Annotated in this window: 24 protein-coding genes and 1 pseudogene; 9 read left to right on the top strand and 16 right to left on the bottom strand. The window is 58.8% G+C overall.

The window, feature by feature from the left end:
• Positions 1-108: 108 nt before the first annotated feature.
• The gene (locus RIFP1SYM_RS11380) at positions 109-447 is read left to right on the top strand and encodes a pentapeptide repeat-containing protein (RefSeq protein ID WP_005964606.1); all 339 of its coding nucleotides are present in this window, start codon (positions 109-111) and stop codon (positions 445-447) included.
• A gap of 17 nt (positions 448-464) precedes the next feature.
• Here RIFP1SYM_RS11380 and tatC read toward each other — a convergent pair whose 3' ends face one another.
• The 15 genes from tatC to pip form a co-directional block, all read right to left on the bottom strand.
• Positions 465-1556, bottom strand: coding sequence for a twin-arginine translocase subunit TatC (gene tatC, locus RIFP1SYM_RS11375; RefSeq protein ID WP_005964604.1), 1092 nt, complete (start codon positions 1554-1556; stop codon positions 465-467).
• Between the two features lie 14 nt (positions 1557-1570).
• A complete protein-coding gene (gene tatB, locus RIFP1SYM_RS11370; protein WP_005964601.1) occupies positions 1571-1909 on the bottom strand; it encodes a Sec-independent protein translocase protein TatB in 339 nt (112 codons plus the stop codon).
• A gap of 40 nt (positions 1910-1949) precedes the next feature.
• Positions 1950-2201, bottom strand: a complete 252-nt coding sequence (tatA, locus tag RIFP1SYM_RS11365; RefSeq protein ID WP_006475601.1) for a Sec-independent protein translocase subunit TatA — start codon at positions 2199-2201, stop codon at positions 1950-1952.
• Between the two features lie 178 nt (positions 2202-2379).
• On the bottom strand, positions 2380-2697 hold the full coding sequence (locus RIFP1SYM_RS11360; protein ID WP_005964595.1) for a phosphoribosyl-ATP diphosphatase: 318 nt from the start codon (positions 2695-2697) through the stop codon (positions 2380-2382).
• A 9-nt stretch (positions 2698-2706) separates the two neighbouring features.
• Positions 2707-3090, bottom strand: a complete 384-nt coding sequence (hisI, locus tag RIFP1SYM_RS11355; RefSeq protein ID WP_005964592.1) for a phosphoribosyl-AMP cyclohydrolase — start codon at positions 3088-3090, stop codon at positions 2707-2709.
• Positions 3090-3860 carry an imidazole glycerol phosphate synthase subunit HisF gene (gene hisF / locus RIFP1SYM_RS11350; protein WP_005964589.1) on the bottom strand — a complete coding sequence of 257 codons (771 nt, stop codon included), beginning with the start codon at positions 3858-3860 and terminating at the stop codon, positions 3090-3092. The genes hisI and hisF overlap by 1 nt, the downstream gene beginning before the upstream one ends.
• A gap of 13 nt (positions 3861-3873) precedes the next feature.
• Complete coding sequence (gene hisA, locus RIFP1SYM_RS11345; protein WP_005964586.1) at positions 3874-4608, bottom strand: 1-(5-phosphoribosyl)-5-[(5-phosphoribosylamino)methylideneamino]imidazole-4-carboxamide isomerase; 735 nt, start codon at positions 4606-4608, stop codon at positions 3874-3876.
• A 3-nt stretch (positions 4609-4611) separates the two neighbouring features.
• Positions 4612-5253, bottom strand: a complete 642-nt coding sequence (gene hisH / locus RIFP1SYM_RS11340; protein WP_005964583.1) for an imidazole glycerol phosphate synthase subunit HisH — start codon at positions 5251-5253, stop codon at positions 4612-4614.
• Between the two features lie 32 nt (positions 5254-5285).
• Positions 5286-5876 carry an imidazoleglycerol-phosphate dehydratase HisB gene (hisB, locus tag RIFP1SYM_RS11335; protein WP_005964580.1) on the bottom strand — a complete coding sequence of 197 codons (591 nt, stop codon included), beginning with the start codon at positions 5874-5876 and terminating at the stop codon, positions 5286-5288.
• Between the two features lie 190 nt (positions 5877-6066).
• On the bottom strand, positions 6067-8181 hold the full coding sequence (locus RIFP1SYM_RS18635) for a methyl-accepting chemotaxis protein (protein ID WP_081417747.1): 2115 nt from the start codon (positions 8179-8181) through the stop codon (positions 6067-6069).
• 359 nt (positions 8182-8540) lie between these two features.
• Positions 8541-9119 carry a rubrerythrin gene (rbr, locus tag RIFP1SYM_RS11325; protein ID WP_006475597.1) on the bottom strand — a complete coding sequence of 193 codons (579 nt, stop codon included), beginning with the start codon at positions 9117-9119 and terminating at the stop codon, positions 8541-8543.
• An 82-nt stretch (positions 9120-9201) separates the two neighbouring features.
• Positions 9202-9642 carry an MBL fold metallo-hydrolase gene (locus RIFP1SYM_RS16510; protein WP_005964571.1) on the bottom strand — a complete coding sequence of 147 codons (441 nt, stop codon included), beginning with the start codon at positions 9640-9642 and terminating at the stop codon, positions 9202-9204.
• Between the two features lie 20 nt (positions 9643-9662).
• Positions 9663-10151 carry an MBL fold metallo-hydrolase gene (locus RIFP1SYM_RS16505; RefSeq protein WP_050798757.1) on the bottom strand — a complete coding sequence of 163 codons (489 nt, stop codon included), beginning with the start codon at positions 10149-10151 and terminating at the stop codon, positions 9663-9665.
• A 92-nt stretch (positions 10152-10243) separates the two neighbouring features.
• Positions 10244-10681, bottom strand: a complete 438-nt coding sequence (gene dtd, locus RIFP1SYM_RS11315; RefSeq protein WP_005964565.1) for a D-aminoacyl-tRNA deacylase — start codon at positions 10679-10681, stop codon at positions 10244-10246.
• Positions 10678-11628 carry a prolyl aminopeptidase gene (gene pip, locus RIFP1SYM_RS11310; protein ID WP_005964562.1) on the bottom strand — a complete coding sequence of 317 codons (951 nt, stop codon included), beginning with the start codon at positions 11626-11628 and terminating at the stop codon, positions 10678-10680. The genes dtd and pip overlap by 4 nt, the downstream gene beginning before the upstream one ends.
• Positions 11629-11991: 363 nt before the next feature.
• Here pip and RIFP1SYM_RS11305 point away from each other — a divergent pair, with 363 nt between their 5' ends.
• Complete coding sequence (locus RIFP1SYM_RS11305; protein WP_006475595.1) at positions 11992-13209, top strand: methyl-accepting chemotaxis protein; 1218 nt, start codon at positions 11992-11994, stop codon at positions 13207-13209.
• Between the two features lie 16 nt (positions 13210-13225).
• Here RIFP1SYM_RS11305 and typA read toward each other — a convergent pair whose 3' ends face one another.
• Positions 13226-15040 carry a translational GTPase TypA gene (gene typA / locus RIFP1SYM_RS11300; RefSeq protein WP_006475594.1) on the bottom strand — a complete coding sequence of 605 codons (1815 nt, stop codon included), beginning with the start codon at positions 15038-15040 and terminating at the stop codon, positions 13226-13228.
• A gap of 680 nt (positions 15041-15720) precedes the next feature.
• On the opposite strand from typA, the gene RIFP1SYM_RS11295 reads away from it, so the two are divergent.
• The 7 genes and pseudogenes from RIFP1SYM_RS11295 to RIFP1SYM_RS11270 all read left to right on the top strand — a co-directional run.
• Positions 15721-16677 carry an AAA family ATPase gene (locus tag RIFP1SYM_RS11295; RefSeq protein WP_006475593.1) on the top strand — a complete coding sequence of 319 codons (957 nt, stop codon included), beginning with the start codon at positions 15721-15723 and terminating at the stop codon, positions 16675-16677.
• 196 nt (positions 16678-16873) lie between these two features.
• Positions 16874-17065: pseudogene (locus RIFP1SYM_RS19145) on the top strand (DUF58 domain-containing protein); the annotation flags it as partial.
• Between the two features lie 37 nt (positions 17066-17102).
• Positions 17103-17597 (top strand): DUF58 domain-containing protein, encoded by a 495-nt coding sequence (locus RIFP1SYM_RS18175; protein WP_005964550.1) that lies wholly within the window; start codon positions 17103-17105, stop codon positions 17595-17597.
• Between the two features lie 12 nt (positions 17598-17609).
• A complete protein-coding gene (locus RIFP1SYM_RS11285) occupies positions 17610-18092 on the top strand; it encodes a DUF4381 domain-containing protein (protein WP_005964547.1) in 483 nt (160 codons plus the stop codon).
• Positions 18085-19131: a VWA domain-containing protein gene (locus tag RIFP1SYM_RS11280; protein ID WP_005964546.1), complete on the top strand. Its 1047-nt coding sequence runs from the start codon at positions 18085-18087 to the stop codon at positions 19129-19131. The genes RIFP1SYM_RS11285 and RIFP1SYM_RS11280 overlap by 8 nt, the downstream gene beginning before the upstream one ends.
• Positions 19124-20152: a vWA domain-containing protein gene (locus RIFP1SYM_RS11275; RefSeq protein WP_039960359.1), complete on the top strand. Its 1029-nt coding sequence runs from the start codon at positions 19124-19126 to the stop codon at positions 20150-20152. The genes RIFP1SYM_RS11280 and RIFP1SYM_RS11275 overlap by 8 nt, the downstream gene beginning before the upstream one ends.
• The coding region (locus RIFP1SYM_RS11270; protein ID WP_039960358.1) for a tetratricopeptide repeat protein at positions 20149-20777 on the top strand (629 nt) is incomplete at its 3' end. The genes RIFP1SYM_RS11275 and RIFP1SYM_RS11270, both read left to right, overlap by 4 nt.

Here is a 20777-nt window from a genome sequence, read left to right as displayed (position 1 = left end):
AGGGATTTGCAGCCAAAAAGTGTTAAATCCGACAGCCCCCTGTTGCAGTGACAGAGAGAGCCCGTCAGGCCTTTCATGTCGTAGACGATTTACTCAAGGAACAACACTATGAAGAAACCGGAAGTCAGGCAGGATCCGATGTATCTGCTACTTCGGGAAGGAAAAATCGAGGAGTTCAACCGACGCCGGGAAGAGGGGCAAAGCTGCGATCTGCGCCATGCAGACCTGCGCGGACTCGACCTGCGCGACCTAAAGGCCGCTGGACTCGACCTCGGCAACAGCTATCTGCGCCAGACCGATCTGCGCGGGCTCAACCTCCAAGAGACCAATCTGGAAGGTGCCAGCATCAACGGCGCCAAGATCAGCGGCACTTTCTTCCCCAAGGCACTCTCTGCCGAGGAGATCACCCTGTCACTGGTGCATGGTATACGCCTGCGATACCGCTGAGGCAGGCGGGGTACTCCTTAGGGGGTATCCAACTGAGCAAGGATGTTGCGGGCAACCCGGCGCTGATCGGCATCACCCTCTTCGAGAATCTCGTAGAGCAGATCGCGCGCAGCCTCTACCTCACCCTGATCCCTCAACTCCTGCACCTTGCGCAACTTTTCCTCAACCTGCGCCTCCGCACCCTCGATCGCATCCAGCTCCGCTTCCATCTCATCGTCGGTGAGCGGCACAAAACGATCCGGATCGGTGTAGTCGTTGGCCGGGTCGATCTCACTGCCCATCGCCGGAGCTTCCGGTTCCTCAGCTACCGGAGCCTCATTTGCAGAGGCCAGCGCAGCGCCCTCCGGCACCGCATCTCCTTCAGTCGCTTCCCGATCGCGGATGAAACCACGGGAGAAGAACACGCCCAGCTCAAACAGCACCCACATGGGAAACGCCAGTAAAGTCTGGGAGATCACATCCGGTGGTGTCAGGAACATACCAACGACAAAGGCACCGACGATGATATAGGGACGCTTTTCGCGCAGTTTTTCCGGTGTAGTCACCCCCATCCAGACCAGGATGATGGTGGCGATCGGCACCTCGAAGGCGATGCCAAAGGCAAAGAAGAGAGTGATAACAAAATCGAGATAGCTACCCATGTCGGTGGCGATCTCGATACTTTCCGGCGCAGTGCTGGTCAAAAACGCAAACACCAGCGGAAAAACGATGAAGTAGGCGAAGGCCATCCCCAGGTAGAAGAGAAAGGTGCTGGAGACTAGCAGCGGCACCACTAGGCGTTTCTCGTGTTTGTAGAGCCCTGGCGCCACGAACGCCCAGAATTGGTAGAGGATAAACGGCACGCACAGGAACACGGCTGCCTGCAGTGCGAGTTTAAAGGGGATCAGGAAAGGATCGATCGGCTTGGTGGAGATCATGCTGCTGCCTTCTGGCAGCACATCCCGCAGCGGCACAGAGACCATCAGGTAGAGGTCATTGGCAAACGGAAACAGCACCAAGAACAGCACCAAGACCGCCAACACCATGCGCAGCAGGCGGTCACGCAGCTCCAGCAGATGCGAGACAAGCGGTTGCTCTGCGACCGTATTACCCTGATTTTCAGCAGTCATGGTGGCTAGGGGATCTACTTCTCAGCGCCAGGGATCTCACGATCCTCAAAGGTGTTCTTGGCATCGTTGACAGCCTTCTCTGAGCTACGCTTCACTTCAGACAGGTCCTTCTGCGTCTCTTCGATCACCTCATGCAGCGGATTCATCTGCTGCATCTGCTTTTGCATGATCTCTTTCAGCTCGTCAGCCTTGATCTCTTTATCGATATCGGCCTTAACGTTAGCCAACAGTTTGCGGCCATGGCCGACCCATCGACCCACCGTCCGCGCTACTCTTGGCAAGCGTTCAGGCCCGATCACAACCAGCGCCACCAAGGCGATAACGCTGAGTTCCCAGAAACCGATGTCAAACATAGATCAAAACCAGGGAAAAGCTGCCAATGGCAAGGATGGATTAAACCTTCTCTTTCTTTTTGGAAGTGACCTCACCCTCGATGGTGGTGCCCTTCTCGTCCTCGCTGATCTGCTCACGCTTCTCGGCATCAGCCTCAGCCTGCTTCTCACCATCGGACATCGACTTCTTGAAACCCTTGATCGCACCACCCAGATCACCGCCGATATTCTTCAGCCGTTTGGTGCCGAACAGCAGCAGGACGATCGCCAAGATGATCAATAACTGCCAAATGCTGATACCACCAATACCCATTTTATTCTCCACTCTCAACCGGTCCGAAAGGACCAGGTTTGATTATCGTATCTAACGTTGTCCGCCGGGACATTCGCCCCGCCGCTCGCGAATCACTCTCAAAAACACCGGCGCATCATACCCCAGAAGCGTTACTACCGTAAGCACCGGCGAAACCACCTGATCCGGGAACGAAATCTCAGCGACTCCGATTTGCCTTCTCTTCCAGGCCAGAGAGCCCGAAACGCCGCTGCAACTCCCGCAGCACATCGTCTGGGCCCAATCCCTGCTGCGCCAGCAACACCATACTGTGGAACCAGAGATCGGCCATCTCATAGACGATCTTCTCCGCCACCCCGTCCTTGGCGGCCATCACCGTCTCAGTGGCCTCCTCGCCGATCTTCTTCAGGATCGCGTCCAGACCCTTGGCGTAGAGCTTTGCCACGTATGAGCTGTCGGGATCCGCCCCCTTGCGCTCCTCTAGCACCTCAGCCAATTGTTGCAGTACGTCGCTCATAGCGATTCCTCAGCCGTAGATCTGATTCGGGTCTTTGATCACCGGCAACACTTCGACCCACTCATCGCCGTGCAGTTCCCGGTAGAAACAATTGTGACGCCCGGTGTGGCAGGCGATACCGCCCTTCTGCTCCACCTCCAGCAACACCACGTCGGCGTCGCAGTCGACCCGGATCGACTTCACAATCTGTTGATGGCCCGACTCCTCGCCCTTGTGCCAGAGTTTCTGGCGTGAGCGGGAGAAGTAGACAGCATGGCCGGTCTCCCGGGTCAGTTGCAATGATTCCCGGTTCATCCAGGCCATCATCAGGATCTTGCCAGTGCCAGTCTCTTGGGCGATGGCGGGCACCAAACCATTGTCGTCCCACTTGATCTGGTTGATCCACTCGCTCATCAGAGGCGCACCTCCACGCCCTGATCGCGCATGAACTGCTTCGCCTCGCCGATACTGTATTCGGCGAAGTGGAAGATGCTGGCCGCCAGCACCGCATCGGCGGCACCCTGTTTGACGCCATCCACCAGGTGCTGCAGGTTGCCGACACCGCCGGAGGCGATCACCGGGATTGGCACCGCCTCGGCGATGGCGCGGGTCAGTTCATTGTCAAAACCAATCTTGGTGCCGTCTCGATCCATACTGGTGAGCAGGATCTCGCCGGCACCGTAGTCGGCCATTTTCTTTGCCCACTCGATGGCGTCGATACCTGTGGGCTTGCGTCCACCGTGGGTGAAGATTTCCCACTTCGACGGCTCGCCCTCACCGCTCACCCGTTTGGCGTCGATGGCGACGACGATGCACTGGGAGCCGAACCTGGTGGTCGCCTCCTTGACGAATTCCGGATTGGATACAGCTGCGGTGTTGATCGCCACCTTGTCAGCACCCGCGTTGAGCATGCGCCGCACATCGTCGACGGTACGGATGCCGCCGCCCACAGTAAGCGGGATAAAGACCTCAGAGGCGACCTGCTCCACCACGTGCACAATGGTGTCGCGGTCGTCAGAGCTAGCGGTGATATCGAGAAAGGTAATCTCGTCGGCGCCCTCTTCATTGTAGCGGCGCGCCACCTCCACCGGGTCGCCGGCATCTCGTATCTCGACAAACTTGACGCCCTTGACCACCCTGCCGGCGTCCACGTCGAGACAGGGAATAATGCGTTTGGCTAGCATATTATTTCTTGCCTTAGCTTAAACTATCCGCCAGCTTCTGACCCTCGGCGAAGTCGAGGGTGCCCTCGTAGATCGCGCGGCCGGTGATGGCGGCGGTGATGTTGTTGGTCTCGGCCTTACACAGCGCCTCGATGTCGCCGATATTGGTGATGCCGCCGGAGGCGACCACCGGGATCGATATGGCGTTGGCGAGTGCGGTAGTGGCCTCGATGTTGGGGCCGGTCATCATACCGTCGCGGCCGATATCAGTGTAGACAATGGCAGAGACGCCGTCGTCCTGAAAGCGCTTGGAGAGCTCCACCACCTCAAGATCGGTCACCTCGGCCCAGCCGTTAATCGCCACCATGCCCTCCTTCGCATCCAGGCCGACGATGACGTGGCCGGGGAAAGCCCTACAGGCTCGGGCCACGAATTCCGGCTCCTTCACCGCCTGGGTGCCGATGATGCAGTAGCTGACCCCGGCGTTGAGGTAGGCCTCGATGGTGGCCTCGTCGCGGATGCCGCCACCGACCTGGATCGGCATATCGGGATAGGCCTTAGCAATGGCGCGGATCGCCTCGCCGTTGACTGGCTCGCCGGCAAAGGCGCCATTGAGGTCCACCAGGTGCAAACGGCGACCCCCCGCCGCCACCCAGCGCCCAGCCATCTCCACCGGGTTGTCGGAGAAGACCGTGTCGTCCTCCATACGGCCCTGGCGCAGGCGTACACACTGGCCATCCTTCAGATCGATTGCAGGGATCAGTAACACGTCTTATACCTTCCAGTTCACAAAATTCGTCAACAATCGCAGGCCGTCATCGGCGCTCTTCTCCGGGTGAAACTGCACCGCGAAGAGGTTGTCACGGCCGATTGCACTGGCAAATGTGACACCGAAATCGGTGGTGGCCATCACCAGATCCTTCTCTTCCGGATCGACGAAGTAGCTGTGCACAAAGTAGAAACGGCTACCCGCCTTGATCCCCGACCAGAGCGGATGCTCACGGCTGGGACTCACCCGGTTCCAGCCCATGTGGGGAATCTTCAGCAGCTCGCCGTCCGGCCCCCGGCCACCGGGGAAGTGGCGCACCTCGCCGGCAAACAGACCAAGCAGCTCGGTGCCACCGTTCTCTTCACTCTGTTCGAGCAGCACCTGCTGCCCCATGCAGATACCGAGGAATGGTTTCTCCTTGGCCGCCTGCAGCACCGCCTGATTCAGATGGTGATCGGAGATGGCGGCCATGCAGTCGCGCGCCGCGCCCTGACCAGGAAAGACCACCCGGTCACAGTCGTGGATCGCCTGGGGATCGTCGGTGACCAGAACCTGATCATCCTCGCCCACCACATGCTCCACCGCTTTGGCGACCGAGCGCAGGTTTCCCATGCCATAGTCGATGACAACGATGCTTTGTGCCATTCAAAAACTGCCTGTCTGAGTTACAAAATGGTTTAGAGCGAACCCTTGGTGGAAGGGATCGCCTCCGCCATGCGCGGGTCGGGTTCCAGCGCCATGCGCAGCGCCCGGCCCAGGGCCTTGAACACCGTCTCCGCCTGATGATGGGCATTGATGCCGCGCAGGTTGTCGATATGCAGGGTGATGCCGGCATGGTTGACCAACCCCTGGAAAAACTCCAGAAACAAATCCACGTCGAACTCACCGATGCGTGCGCGGGTAAAGTCGACCTGGTACTCGAGGCCGGGGCGGCCGGAGAAGTCGACGACGACGCGGGAGAGCGCCTCGTCGAGCGGCACATAGGCGTGCCCATAGCGACGGATGCCCCGCTTGTCGCCCACCGCCTCAGCCAGCGCCTGACCGAGGGTGATGCCGATATCCTCCACTGTGTGGTGGGCATCGATGTGCAGATCGCCTTTGGCCTGGATCTGTAGATCGATCAGGCCGTGGCGGGCCACCTGATCGAGCATGTGGTCGAGAAACGGCACGCCAGTCTCAAAGCTCGATTGACCTGTACCATCCAGATTCAGACTGATGCTGATCTGGGTCTCGAGGGTATTGCGCTCGACCTGTGCTGTACGCTGCATGGGAAATGGGCTCCCGCTGGTTGATCACCCAGGCAGGAAGGCCCGCCCGGAAAAGGGCGCATTTTAGCAGGCTGTCCGCAAAAAAAACCAATCGGCCAGCAGTCAGACCAACCAGTGTGGCTCTTATCCGCTGAAAGCTGGGTGTTGGGGCTCAACTCCCAGAAATTGTTCATTGACGGGCTGTTTTGCTTTAAGCAGCACTCTCATCTGCTGGTTGCAGCCTGAAGAAACCGATAAGACGCTCCATCTCGTCGGCCTTTTCACTCATCGACGCTGCAGCCGCGGCGGTCTGTTCTGCCAGTGCCGCATTCTGTTGGGTCATCTCGTCCATGCTGGTGACTGCCTGGTTCACTTGATCTATCCCCTGCGACTGCTCCTGGCTGGCAGCCGCAATCTCGGCGATGATGTCACCGACCTTCTTTACCCCAACCATGATCTCATTGAGGGTCTCGCCGGACTCATTCACCAGAGAGGAGCCTGCTTCGACCTTGTTGACACTGTCCTCGATCAGCCCCTTAATCTCTTTGGCGGCGGTTGCACTGCGACCGGCAAGATTACGCACCTCGGTGGCAACCACGGCAAAACCACGGCCCTGCTCACCGGCGCGCGCCGCTTCGACCGAGGCATTCAGCGCCAACAGGTTGGTCTGAAAGGCGATCTCATTGATCACGCCAATGATCTCGGCGATTCGGGTGCTTGATTCGTTGATATCATTCATCGCCTGCACGGCATGGCTGACCACATCACCACCCCGCTCCGCCATCTGGCGTGCACTGGCAGCAAGCTGATTCGCCTGCTGGGCACTGTCGGCATTGCTTCTTACCGTACTGGTCAACTCCTCCATGCTGGAAGCGGTCTGTTCCAGACTGCTGGCTTGGCCTTCGGTGCGTGCGGAGAGGTTGGAATTGCCGGCGACGATCTCATCTGATGCGGTGTTGATCAGATCCGCCGCCTCCTGAATCGGGCCCACCGTCTCCCGCAACTGCAAGATGGTGGAATTCACGTTCTCCTGCAGCATGCCGAATTCACCTTCGAACTTCCCTGACATGGTCTCACTCAGGTCACCTTCGGCAAGCTGTTGCAGCATATGTCGGGTACCCTTGACCGGTTCGACAATCGCATCAAAGATGGCATTGAGACCCACAATCAGCTCTTGCCAACTCCCCTCGAAACGACCGGTCTCACCCCTCACATCAAGCCGGCCCCGCTGTGCCGAGGCGATTAGCTCTCCGGATTCATCTAAGAGACCGTTTACCGCCGCGACACAGCGATTGACGCTATCTTTGATCTGATTGAAGTCGCCGCGGTATTCCGTCTCGATTGGTTCTGGAATATCCCCGTGGCTGATGCGGTCGAGATAGCCGGAGGCCTCGATCAGCGGCCCACTGAACTGCTCGGTGATGTTGTTGACCCCATCCAGCAACCCCGCCCAGGCCCCCTTGAACTGCCTAGTATCGCAACGCTTGTCCAACTGCCCCGCGTGTGCCGCATCGGTCATGCCGGTCAACTCCTGCTGTAGACCACGCAGCACCTTCACCATCGTGGTAAAGGAGTTCGCCAGTGCTCCCACTTCATCTCTGGAATCGATCTTCAACTGCCGTATCTCAATATTGAGATCACCATTGGCGATTTTCCCGGTCGCCTCCACCACCCGGGCAAGCGGCTGGGTGATTGCCCTGGAAACCAGCAGGCTGAACCAGATACCGATGGCCAGCACAACGATCAATATCAGCCACTCGGCAGTCATCATGGCACTGACTTTTCCGGCGGAAGCGGCAGCCAACATACCAACAGCCGCATTCATATTCTTCAGGGTCTTGATATTGAGATCCCGTACCCGTGCCAACGCTTTTTCAAACTCGGGTGAAGCCGGCTCAAGCACACGCAGTTTTTCAGCGGCCACTTGGAGCGCACTCCATTGATTGGCAACCACGGCAAGTTTTGCCTCGATCTCCTCATTCTGGTTGGGGGGTAAGGACAGCGGTTTTTTCATTCCCAGGTCGGAGAAAGTCTCGCCCCCATCCCTTAGCGCAGCCAAGGAGACCTCAAACAGCTTTTTTGTCTTATCGGTAGATCTAACTGACTGCTCGCTTCGACTCCGCCCCAGATCGTCGAACAGCTCCTTGGTGAACTTCTGGGTCAACATACGTTGCCGCCCTGCGATGTTGATAACCGTGGAATCTGCCTTTTGCTGATTCAGAGTCGCTACGGTGTAAACAACAACACCTACCAAAGCGAGTGCAAAAAAGAGGCTGATAATGAGAATTTTTTTGCCGACGGAGAATCTATCCAGGAATTTATGCATCACCAACCACCTCGATACGTCTGTTTGTATCCCCAACCATGAAGAGCACCTCGACTCGGTTTAATCACCCGAAAGATGAGTCTGCTTCACAATATCGACACAAGGTACAGGGACTTTAGACTGGCGAAGAAAGGCGAACAGGCCAATGACACAGCCGATGACGTTCATCATCGGCTGAATGCATGGTGGAATGACTGCCACGCTCCCGGAAAATCCGGGGATGGCAACAATAGGAAGGATTAGCAGCAGCTCAGCAGAACGCCACCCATTCGGCTTGAGTCAGTTGAGGGGCTTCCATTGCTTGTCACCCCCCCGCCAGAAAGACACCGCTCAAGCCCTCCGGACTGCAGGCAGACGACCTACCAGTTCTCTCCCAGCAGCTCAAAATGGGCTTGAGGATGGAGACATGCGGGACAGAGATCCGGCGCCGCCTCTGCCTCATGCAGATACCCGCAGTTGCGGCAGCGCCAGACCACCTTGCCGTTGCGTTTGAAGACACGTCCTGCTTCGAGGTTGTCCGCCAGATCCGTGTAGCGTTTGCCATGCTGCTTTTCCGCGATCGAAATCGCCTCAAAGGCCATCGCCACCTGCTCAAACCCCTCTTCCCGGGCAACCCGGGCGAACTCGGGGTACATGCTGGTCCATTCGTGCTCTTCACCTGCCGCCGCAGCTCGCAGATTCTCCAGAGTAGTGCCGATCCCGCCCGCAGGAAAGGTCTCGGTGACCTCCACCTCGCCACCTTCGAGGAACTTAAAAAAGCGCTTGGCGTGCTCCTTCTCCTGATTCGCAGTCTCCTCAAAGATATGGGAGATCTGCACCAAGCCCTCTTTACGCGCCACCCCGGCAAAGTAGGTATAGCGGTTACGCGCCTGGGACTCACCGGCAAAGGCGATCAAAAGATTTTTCTCGGTCTGCGTACCTTTAATGCTACGGCTCATCAATATTCTCCTTTCGCCAGGGACCTTAATTGGCATCAGCCAGAAAACAGCTACGTTCGAGGGACAGGGCGTAACACAGCCTTCAGAACATCTCCGCCTCGACCTCCAGATACGCCACGCTGATGTGACGCCCCACCTCTGCGTTGAAATCGACCCAATCCTTGAATTCCGCCAGGGCCTCAACCACCTTGGGTTTCATCTCGAAGTCACTCAGCCCCTCATCAAGGTATTTCGCCACCTCCTCACGCAAAATGGAGAGATAGCGTTGGAAGGCCTGCGGCACCGCGATATCCCCAGTGGGCCCATGACCCGGCACAAACACCGTGGCGCCGCTTGCCATCGCCATCTCGATGGCGGCGATATTACCCTTGAAGGTGCCGTTATCCATCCGGCCGAAACGATTGTTCATCACGTTGTCACCGAGAAACATTAGCGACTTCTCCGGGATGAAGACCATCAGGTCAGTGTCACTGTGGGCCTTCTCGCCATAGAGGAACTGGAACTTGATCCCGGCCAGTTCCACCTCATCGCCATGTCTTACCGCTAGGTTGGGAGCGTAGATTCCGGTGCCATCGGTGGCCCTTCAGTGAGTCGCTTGAGTAGCGCAATCCAGCTATCCCCCTCACCCTGCTCAACCTTCTCGATCATCTTCGGATGACCGTAGGTCGGAATCTTCGGATTGATCTGGTGAAAGGCATGGTTGGCGAGCCAATGGTCGCCGTGGACATGAGTGTCGATCAGCGCCACCACCGGCAGATCGGTGACCTTGCGGATCTGCCGCATCACCATCTCACCGCTCTGCACGCTGGAGCCTGGGTCGATGACGACCACACCATCCTTGCCAACGATAAAGCCGGGATTATTCATGAACCCCTGATTCTCCACCGACGGGTGTCCCAATGGACCCTGGATCACATAGGCGCCATCTGCCACCTTCACCGCAGGATAGTCGCGCACCGCCGGGCCACGTCCTTCCGCCAGCACCGGGCCGACAACAAAAAATGCCAGCAACAACCCCAACATCTGTCTCATACCATCCTCCAAAAAAACATAGTCGTTATAGTATCAATGAGGCCCAACAGCACCTCGGAACAGGATATATCAGATCCCGGGCTGGTACGTCATCAGCTCTCAAGCCAGAAAGTCACCGGCCCATCATTCAGCAGTTCCAGCTGCATGTCAGCACCAAACCGGCCGCAGGCAACCTGGGCGTATTCTGCATCCGCCCGTTCAACCAGATAGTCAAACAGCCGCCGCCCCTCTTCCGGAGATGCCGCGCTGGAGAAACCGGCACGCATCCCCTTGCGGGTATCCGCAGCCAGGGTGAACTGGGGCACCAGCAACAGGCCGCCTTCAACATCGCGCAGGCTGAGGTTCATCCGCCCAGACGCGTCGGGAAAGACCCGGTAACCCAACAGCCGTTCCAGCAGGCGCTCAGCCAGAGCCAAGTCGTCACCCTGCTGCACACCGACCAGCACCACCAGCCCCCGACCAATCTCACCGATCAACTGCTGCGCCACGCTGACCCGTCCATAACTCACCCGCTGTAACAGCCCGATCATGCCAGCTCCCCGACAAACCGTTCGGTGGCCTCCACCAGCGCCTGGCGAGTACCTGGCTCGGTGGCGGAGTGTCCGGCATCTGCAACCACCTGCAGCTCACTACCCGGCCAGGCCCGATGCAGTTCCCAGGCAGAGCTGAGCGGACAGATCAGATCATAGCGGCCATGCACGATGACGCCGGGAATATCCTTCAGCCTGTCCACCTCTTCCAACAGTTGGTTGGGGCGCAGAAACGCCTGGTGGACAAAGTAGTGGCACTCAATGCGGGCAATGCTCAGAGCATTACGCGGACTAGAGAAGAAATCGACCACCGCGTCGTTGGGCAGCAGGCTGGCAGTACGGCCCTCCCAAACCGACCAGGCTTTGGCAGCGGCCATCCTGGCGATATCGTCACTGCCGGTGAGACGCCGATGGTAGGCATTGAGCAGATCGCCACGCTCCTCCTGCGGAATTGGCGCCAGATAGTCTTGCCAATAGTCCGGAAAAATCCGGCTCGCCCCCTGCTGATAGAACCACTGGATCTCCTCCTCACGACAGAGGAATATGCCACGCAATATCATCGCACTGACCCGCTGCGGATGCCGTTCAGCGTAGGCCAGCGCCAGGGTCGAACCCCAGGAGCCGCCAAACAGCAGCCACCGTTCAATTCCGAGATGGTTGCGAATCTGCTCGATGTCTTCGATCAGATCGTCGATGGTATTGGCCTGTAACTCCGCATGCGGCGTGGAACGACCGCATCCGCGCTGATCGAACAGGATGACCCGATAGCGGTTCGGATCGAAAAAGCGCCGATGGTAAGACTCGCAGCCAGCGCCTGGCCCCCCATGCAGAAACAGAGCTGGAATCCCCTGTGGGTTACCCACCTCTTCTATGTAAAGGGTATGCAGATCATCAACCGGCAGCTGATGGCTGATATAGGGGGCGATTTCAGGAAACAGGTCCGTCATGCATCTCTTCCAGATCAGATAGCAAAGGAGGGGATTCTATCGGAATTTTCCTACAAGCAAAGAAGATCCCACCCACATCCGAACAGATAGCCCTGACTTAACCTAAAGGTGTCGCCATCACGGACCCCAAGGAAGGACAAAACAGCACCGGATGCTGTAACGGATTAGAGACCTTTGCCAACCAAAGCAGGCGACCATACCCCGATAGCATGGATTGCTGTCGGGGTTTTTTATTTCTCGCCCCATCCTCCATGATTCATTCCGAGGCTCCCTAAAGAAATCCCTCACCGATCCGATAGATAGGACTAAATCAGAAAATCGTACTCAACAAGGTGTCATGGCATCCTGCAAAAGGTGACGACTGTGGAACAACAATCAGAGCCTTCCCAGAAGAAGATCAAAAGCCTGCTCTGCTGGGCTGCTTCAGCTCTATTAACAGTCGCCATCATCGTTCCTTTCATCATCGAGAGCACATGGATTCACATCACACTGGAGGTGACGGCACTGATCAGTGTGCTGGTCAGTGCAATTCTCCACCACAGAGAGAGCCAAGAGGCAGCTCAGCAGCTAACCTGCCATACGCGCCAGACCGATGACTACCAGTCACTATTTGATCAGGCGATGCAGGAGCTTAACGGGCAGTTTCACCAAGTCCATCACGATCTCGACCATGTAATCAATCTGGTCAGCGATGCTATCACCCGCCTCTCCAATAACTTCACCACCATCCATGATGAAAGCAGCCGCAGCGAGCAGACCCTGGCTGGCTTGATTGACGTTCTGACCAAAGAGGTAGAGGAGAGCGGCAAGCAGGATCAGTTTGCCAGTGTGGAACGGTTTGCACATGAAACTGAGCACATCGTTGGCAACTTTGCCACCACCATCAGAAACATCACAGAAGCCAATCTGACCATTGTCGATCGCTTCAGCAACATCAACCAGGACGCCGATAATGCGGTCAGCCTACTGAAGGAGGTGGACGACATCAGCGCCCAAACCAATCTGCTGGCCCTCAACGCAGCGATTGAGGCCGCACGCGCCGGAGACGCCGGACGTGGCTTTGCTGTGGTCGCCGATGAGGTCCGCCTGCTGTCACAGCGCACCACCGACTTCAACACCCAGATCCGGGAACTGCTCACGGAGATGCAAAATGCCATTCACAGTATCCGATCCATCGTCGAGCAGTCGGCGGCAACCGACATCAGCGTGATCGAGCAGTCCCGGGAGAAGCTGAGCCAGATGTGGTCCGAGATGGAGCAAATCAACAGCAGTGTGCAGGCCCATCAGGATCAACTGACGAAGATCACCCAACAGACCCGACAGCAGGTGGCGGATGGCATCACCTCACTGCAGGTAGATGATATGAGCCGTCAGATCCTAGAACATGCCCATCAACGGCTGGGGCAGATCAATGATGTCTCCCAACAGATCAGCACCATCCTGCTCAATCATCAGCAGGGGGACCCTCCCTTGGAGGAGCTCTCCAACTTGCTGAATCTCATCCGCAATGGATTTCAATCGCTGGGGCGCAAATCCGTGCAGGCCGACAACATGGGCAGTGGCAACGTCGATCTGTTCTGACTGAAAGCGCGCCCTGTCACCCCTCCCGTGAGGCGCGTTTGCGCTCATGCTCCTTGAGGTGCTTCTTGCGGATGCGGACCGCGCTAGGTGTGAGCTCCACCAACTCATCATCCTCGATGAATTCCAGCGCCTGCTCCAGGCTGAATTTCAGCGGCGGTGTCAGCATGATGGCATCGTCCTTGCCAGAGGCACGAACATTGGTCAGCTGCTTGCCCTTCAGCGGGTTGACCACCAGATCGTTGTCCCGGGAGTGGATGCCAACGATCTGTCCCTCATAGACCTGATCCCCCGGTGAGGCAAACATCTTGCCCCGCTCCTGAAGATTGAACAGCGCAAACCCCAGCACCTTACCCTGACCGTTGGAGATCAGCACGCCGTTTTTGCGCGGGGCGATGCCACCGTGCTGAGCCTCACCGTAGTGATCGAAGACGTGGTACATCAGGCCGGTGCCGGAGGTGCTAGTCATGAATTCTGTCTGGAAACCAATCAGCCCCCGGGAGGGAATGACATAGTCGAGTCGCACCCGACCCTTGCCGTCCGGCACCATATCCTTCAGTTCGCCTTTGCGGGCACCCAGGGCCTCCATGATCGCACCCTGGTGCTGCTCCTCCACATCAACTGTCAGCTGCTCGTAAGGCTCACAAACCTCACCATCGATCTCACGAAAGATGACTTCGGGGCGGGAAACCGCCAGCTCGAAGCCCTCCCGACGCATGTTCTCCAGCAGCACCGACAGATGCAGTTCACCTCGCCCGGAGACCTTGAACTTCTCCGGATCAGTGCCCTCTTCCACGCGCAACGCAACGTTGTGGATCAGCTCCCGCTCCAGGCGCTCCTTGAGCTGACGGGAGGTAAGGTACTTACCCTCCTTGCCGGCAAAGGGGGAGGCGTTGACCTGGAAGGTCATGGAGACGGTGGGCTCGTCCACGCTCAGGGCAGGCAGCGCCTCCACATTCTCGGGATCACACAGGGTATCCGAAACATTGGGCGCCTCCATGCCGGTAATGGCGATGATGTCGCCGGCACTGGCCTCCTTCACCTCGTGGCGCTCCAGCCCCAGGTAGCCGTAAACGATTCCGACCTTGGCCTTGTGCACTTCGCCGTCATATTTGACTACCACCACCTGCTGGTTAGGCCGGATGGTGCCCCGGGTGATACGGCCTACGGCGATGGCGCCAACGTAGCTGTTGTAGTCGAGGTTGGAGATCTGCATCTGAAGAGGGCCGTTCGGATCCACATCGGGCACCGGGCAGTGTTCGATAATCGCCTCGAATAACGAGCTCATATCCCCCTCCCGCACCGTATCCTCCAGACCGGCGTAACCGTTGATGGCGGAAGCATAGACGATGGGGAAATCGAGCTGCTCATCGCTAGCGCCGAGGCGGTCAAAGAGCTCGAACACCTGGTCGATGACCCACTCGGGCCGGGCGCCGGGCTTGTCGATCTTGTTCACCACCAGGATCGGCCGCAGACCGTGATCGAAGGCCTTCTGGGTGACGAAGCGGGTCTGCGGCATGGGGCCCTCCTGGGCGTCCACCAGCAGCAGCACCGAATCGACCATCGACAACACCCGTTCCACCTCGCCGCCGAAGTCGGCGTGGCCGGGGGTGTCGACGATGTTGATGCGGTAGCCGTTCCAGTTGATCGCGGTGTTCTTGGAGAGGATGGTAATGCCCCGCTCCTTCTCCTGGTCATTCGAGTCCATCACCCGCTCCACCGCACCGAAGCGCTCCCCCAGGGTCCCGGACTGCTTCAGCAGTTCGTCCACCAAGGTGGTCTTACCATGGTCTACATGGGCGATGATGGCGATATTTCTAAGCTTATTGATCACTAGAGCGGTCCGCTTGCAAAAACCGTCAATTATACCTGCCTTTCCCACAATGCCGATCTTTTTTTGTTTTTCTTTGGAGCTCAATCGCTTGCAACATCCTGATAACAAAAAGATTGCAAAAAATGCGTGAACCCTACGCAATGGAAAGAGTTCCTATTTATTCACAACTTCTGTGGATAACTCTGTTGAAAATCTCATGACAAAGCGCTGCAGGCTGTATAAACACTGACTTTCCGTCAGATTGACAAAAATCTATACTATTTTTAAAACTTCATCCTTTTCAATGGTTTATGATCTCTCATTATTTCCTCTAGATGAATCGTGCCAGTTTTTCACTATCACCAGCCAGAAGTAGGCGCAATGTGAATAAGGCAGCAGAGAAAAGACTTTAACTTCCCAATCAGCATGCTAATGGGCCGGCCTCCTCGATAATTTGGGATTCTATGCCCAACTATTCGATAAACGCGCCCCGGACCAAATCGAGACCCCGCATCCAGACACATCCTTGCCCAGGAAGCCACACAGCACATTAAATTATTCTAATAATCAAATAGTTTGCTACACTTCTGCTCCTTGCACTCCGGCCCCAAAGTCCCCAGGATAGGCCCCGGACCGAATCACGACCAACGATAACGACCCATTCGCCACAAGCAGCGGATGGGCAAGTGGCAAGCAGTAGTATGAACCCTTCAGATCTCGATCCCCTACGCGAACACCTCTCCTCCCGAGTCATCGGCCAGCACGACTTCATCGATAGCATGCTGATCTGCCTGCTGAGCGATGGCCATCTATTAGTGGAGGGCATGCCTGGCCTGGCCAAGACCACTGCGGTGAAGGCCCTGGCGGAGGCGATCGAAGGCGACTTCCACCGCATCCAGTTCACCCCGGACCTGCTCCCGTCAGATCTGATCGGCACCGACATCTACCGCCATGAAAAGGGCGAGTTTGAGTTCCGCCGCGGCCCGATCTTCCACAACATCCTGCTCGGCGATGAGATCAACCGCGCCCCGGCCAAGGTGCAGTCAGCACTGCTGGAGGCAATGGCAGAGCACCAGATCACAGTCGGCCAGAAGACCTATCAGCTGCCCCAGTTGTTCATGGTGTTGGCGACCCAGAACCCGGTGGAGCAGGAGGGCACCTACCACCTGCCCGAGGCTCAGCTCGACCGTTTCCTGATGCAGGCCACCGTCAGCTATCCGAGCCGCGAGGAGGAACTGCAGATCCTCACCCTTGACAGCGACCAGCAGAAGAGCGAGCCCAAACCGCCAGCCAAACAGCTTTCGCAGCACGACCTTTTCCAGATCCGCCACGAGGTAGCAGAGCTTTATCTCGACCCCAAGCTCAACCACTACATCGTCGATCTGGTGCAGGCGAGCCGCAAACCCGAGGCCTATGACAAGGATCTAGCGCGCTGGTGCCGTTTTGGCGCCTCACCCCGCGCCAGTATCGCGCTGGCCCGCTGCGCCCGCGCACGCGCCTGGCTCGACGGCGAAGAGTTTGTCGCGCCGCACCACATCCAGGCGGTCGCCCCGGCGATTCTGCGCCACCGCATCCTGCTCACCTTCGAGGCGGAGGCGGAGGGCATCACCACCGACGACTTCCTGGCGCGCCTGCTGGACATGGTCGCCATTCCCTGATCGAGGCTGCGCCGTGAGTCTCTACCCACAACTCAACGACCTGCTGGAGCTACGCCACCAGGCCCATACCCTGGGACTGGCCTCGCACCATCGGGTCAACTCCAGCTTCAGCGGGCTCTACGCCTCGGTGTTTCGCGGCACCGGTCTCGACTTCGAAGAGGTGCGCGAATACCGCGAGGGTGACGACATCCGCAATATGGAGTGGAACGTCACCGCACGCACCAACACACCCCATCTGAAGGTATTCCGCGAAGAGCGCGAACGCAGCGTGGTGCTCTGCATCGACAAGGGCCCGCATATGAGCTTCGGCACCCGCGGCACCTTCAAATCAGTGCAGGCGGCGCGCGCCGCCGCCCTGCTCGGCTGGGCCGCGGCACGACTCAACGACCGGGTCGGCGGCATGCTGTTCGGCGACGCCCAGCGGCATGCAGTACTTCCGCCCCACCAAAGATCGCCGCGCCCTGTGGCGCCTGCTACATTCCCTGACCACCGAAGGGAGCCAGCAGCAGCGTCCCATCGACTGCCTGGCGCGGGCCCTGCAGCGAGCCGACAAAGGCACCGCCACCGGCTCGCTGATCTTCGTCATCGCCGACATGAACCGCGAGATCAGCGCCCTAGAACAGACCCTTGGGCGGCTCTGCCAGCACCACACCCTGGTGCTGATCCCGGTGGATGACCCCGCCGACCGCGAGATCCCAAAGATGGGCCGGGTCACCTTCACCAGCGCCGATGGTGAGACCCTCGAGGTCGACACTGCCAACCCGACCGCCCGCGAGAACTATCGCCGAATCTGGCAGCAGCGCCGCGACAGCCTCACCGGCCTGACCCAACGTCTCGGCATCCCGCTAATGCCGATTGCCACCAACGAAGAGATCCACCAGACCCTGAGCCGGGATCTCGCGCGCCACTTCGGCCGCTAGCAGGTTAATTCTATGGAGGGCCTGCGCGACATCCACAGCATCGATCCAGCTCCCTGGTGGCCACCCGGGCCCGGCTGGTGGCTGCTGCTGCTCGGCCTGCTGCTGGCCGGGCTGCTGAGCTGGTGGTGGTGGCGCCAACGCCGCCTCTACCCGCTCGGGCGTTGGCAGAGGGATGCCCGCCGCCAGCTGCTACAGCTGCGTCGCAAGCTGCACAGCCACACCAGCAAAGAGGTGGCGGCAGAACTCTCAGAGCTACTGCGACGCATCGCCATCGCCCGCTGCGGCCGCAAAAATACCGCCGCCCTCAGCGGCCAGCGCTGGCTATTGTGGCTCCAGCAGAATGACCCCTCCGGCTTCGACTGGCCCGGTCAGGGCGCACTGTTGCTGCACCTACCCTACGCCCCACCGGGCAAAAGCGTCGATCAGGCCGCCATCCGCCGCCTAATCGACGCCGCGCTGCGCTGGCTCAGCAGCGAGGAGGCGTGCCATGTTTGAATTCGCCTGGCCCTGGATGGCGCTGCTGCTGTTGCTGCCGCTGGCAGTGCGGCGCTTCTGGTTGAAGCCCGCCAACGAAGAGAATGCCTTGACCGAAGGCCAGCAGACCACCCTGCTGCACCCCTCTCTCGCACATCTGCAGGAGGCCTTCCAGACCCGCTCGCCACGCCTTCCGCTCGCCACCCGACTGCATCAGATCCTGCTGTGGCTGTTATGGCTGACGCTGGTACTGGCGCTGATGCGCCCGCAGTGGCTCGAACCCTATACCGAGAACCGTACCGCCGGTTACGACCTGATGCTGGCGGTCGATACCTCTCGTTCCATGACCGCAGAGGATTTTACCGTCCACGGCCGGGAAGTGAGCCGGTTATCTGTGCTCAAGGGAATCATGGGAAAATTCGTCGATGGCCGCGTCGGTGACCGCATCGGACTCATCATATTTGGCGACACCTCCTATGTTCTCTCCCCATTGACCTTCGACCGCAACGCGATTCATCAGCTGCTCGACGGCATCGTCCCTACCTTGGCGGGAGGCGGCACTGCAATTGGCGACGGGATCGGCCTGGGCATCAAAAAACTGCGGGAACGTCCGGAAGGTTCACGGGTGCTGATCCTCGTCACCGACGGCAAGAACGAGACTGGCACCATCCCGCCCCTCAAGGCGGCGCAGCTTGCCAAACAGGAGGGCATCCGCATCTACACCATTGGGGTCGGAAGCACCAAAAACCGCGTCCGCCTGCTCAGCCCCGACCTGCGCACCTATGAGATCGCCACAGGACTGGCCATCGACGAAGAGACCCTGCAACAGATCGCCGAGACCACTGGCGGCGCCTACTTCCGCGCCACCGACACCGCCGCCCTGGAGAAGGTCTACCAGCGCATCGACGAGCTGGAGAAGAGCGAGGCGGAGTCGCGCACCATTTTCATCCCTCAACCGCTGTTCCACTGGCCTCTGGGGGCAGCCCTGCTGTTGCTACTGAGCCTCGGTCTGTTCCCCGAAGGACGGCGTCGCCAGTTGCGCGGAGGTGGCTATGCCTGAGCTCGGCTTCCATTTTTCCCGCCCCGAATGGCTGTGGGCCCTGCTCGGTCTGCTGCCGGTGCTTGGCTGGCTGATCTTCAGTGTTAGCCACCCAAACAAGGGAGCAATCCACCGCTACGCCGATGAACAGCTGCTGCCACACCTCACCGGGGTGCGTGAACTGGAGGTCAACGAACGTTGGGGACGCTACATCCGCTGGGCAATCCTCTGGGTGCTGGCAGTACTGGCAATGGCTGGCCCGCGCTGGGACTACACAGAGATCAAGGCCTTCAGCCCCGGCAGCGAACTGGTGGTGCTGATGGATATTTCCCGCTCTATGGAGGTGGCCGATGTACAGCCCTCACGACTGGGGCGGGCCCGCCAAGAGGTACAGGATCTGCTTGAACTCAACCGCGAGGTACGCATCGGCCTGATCGCGTTTGCCTCGGTGGCCCATGTAATCTCCCCTGTCACCGAGGATAGCAACAGCATCCTCAACGCCCTGCCGGCGATCTCTACCGGCCTGGCGCGGCTGCAGGGCAGCCGGCTGAAGGCCGCGTTGCAGCGTGCCGAACAGCTACTCAGCGGAGGAGAGGAGGAGAACGGCCGCTCGATCCTGCTGATCAGCGATGGCGACCTTGTTGAACCTGGCCTGCTGGAGGCCGTCGCCAAACTGGCACAGAAGGGCATCCGCCTGCACGTGCTCGGCATCGGCACCCAAGGCGGTGGACCGGTGCCCGCCTCCTCCAACAGGGGTGACCTGATGCGCGATCGCAACGGCAAGATCATCGACTCCCGTCTCAATGAGACGCTGCTGAAACAGCTGGCACAGCAGGGCAAGGGGATCTATCGCCAGGCCGATTTCCGCGATGCCGACAGCCGCGCAGTCCTCAAGGCTGCGGCTGCCGAGAGTGGCGAGGCAACCGCCACCAACGAGAAGGCACGCATCTGGAACGAACGTTTCTACTGGATGCTGCTGCCGCTGCTGCTGCTGTTACTGCCCGCTTTCCGCCGCAGCGCACCTCAGGGTGAATCCGCATGATGAAGCGGCTTCACCCCTCTTTGCTGCTGGTTTCACTGATCGCCCTACCCCTACAGGCCGGCTGGTTTCAGAATCAGGAGCAGGAGGCCGAAGCCGACTACCGCCAAGGCCACTATGAGAGCGCGGCTGAGAAGTTTCAGGACCCCTATCGGCGTGGCGTGGCCAAATACCGCAGCGGCGACTACGCCAGCGCCGAGAGTGAATTCGCTCAGGTCGAGCGCGAGTCAGTCAAGCTCGATGCCGAATACAACCTCGGCAACGCCCGCCTCCAGCAGGGCAACCTGGAGGGCGCCATCCAGGCCTATCAGGAGGTGCTGAGCCAGCAGCCCGATCACGAGGACGCCTCCTACAACCTCGCCCTGGCCCGTGCCCTGCAAAAGAAGCAGGAGAAGGAAAAAGAGGAGGAGAAACCGGAAGAGCAGGAGCAACAAAAACAAGAAGAGTCGCAACAACAGCAGTCTGAGCAGCAGGAGTCTCAACAGGGAGAGGAGGAGTCCGAGCAACAGGAGTCTGGCGAGCAGGAGTCCGAGCAGCAACAGTCTGGTGAACAGGAGTCAGAGCAACAGCAATCTGGCAAGCAAGAGTCAGAACAGCAGCAACAGGGTGGCTCTGGCGAGCAGGAGCA

The organism is endosymbiont of Riftia pachyptila (vent Ph05) (assembly GCF_000224455.1).
In the GTDB taxonomy this organism is placed as follows: domain Bacteria; phylum Pseudomonadota; class Gammaproteobacteria; order Chromatiales; family Chromatiaceae; genus Endoriftia; species Endoriftia persephonae.
Note: the sequence above shows the minus strand (reverse complement) of the source record. Positions and strands in the feature narration are given on the sequence as shown.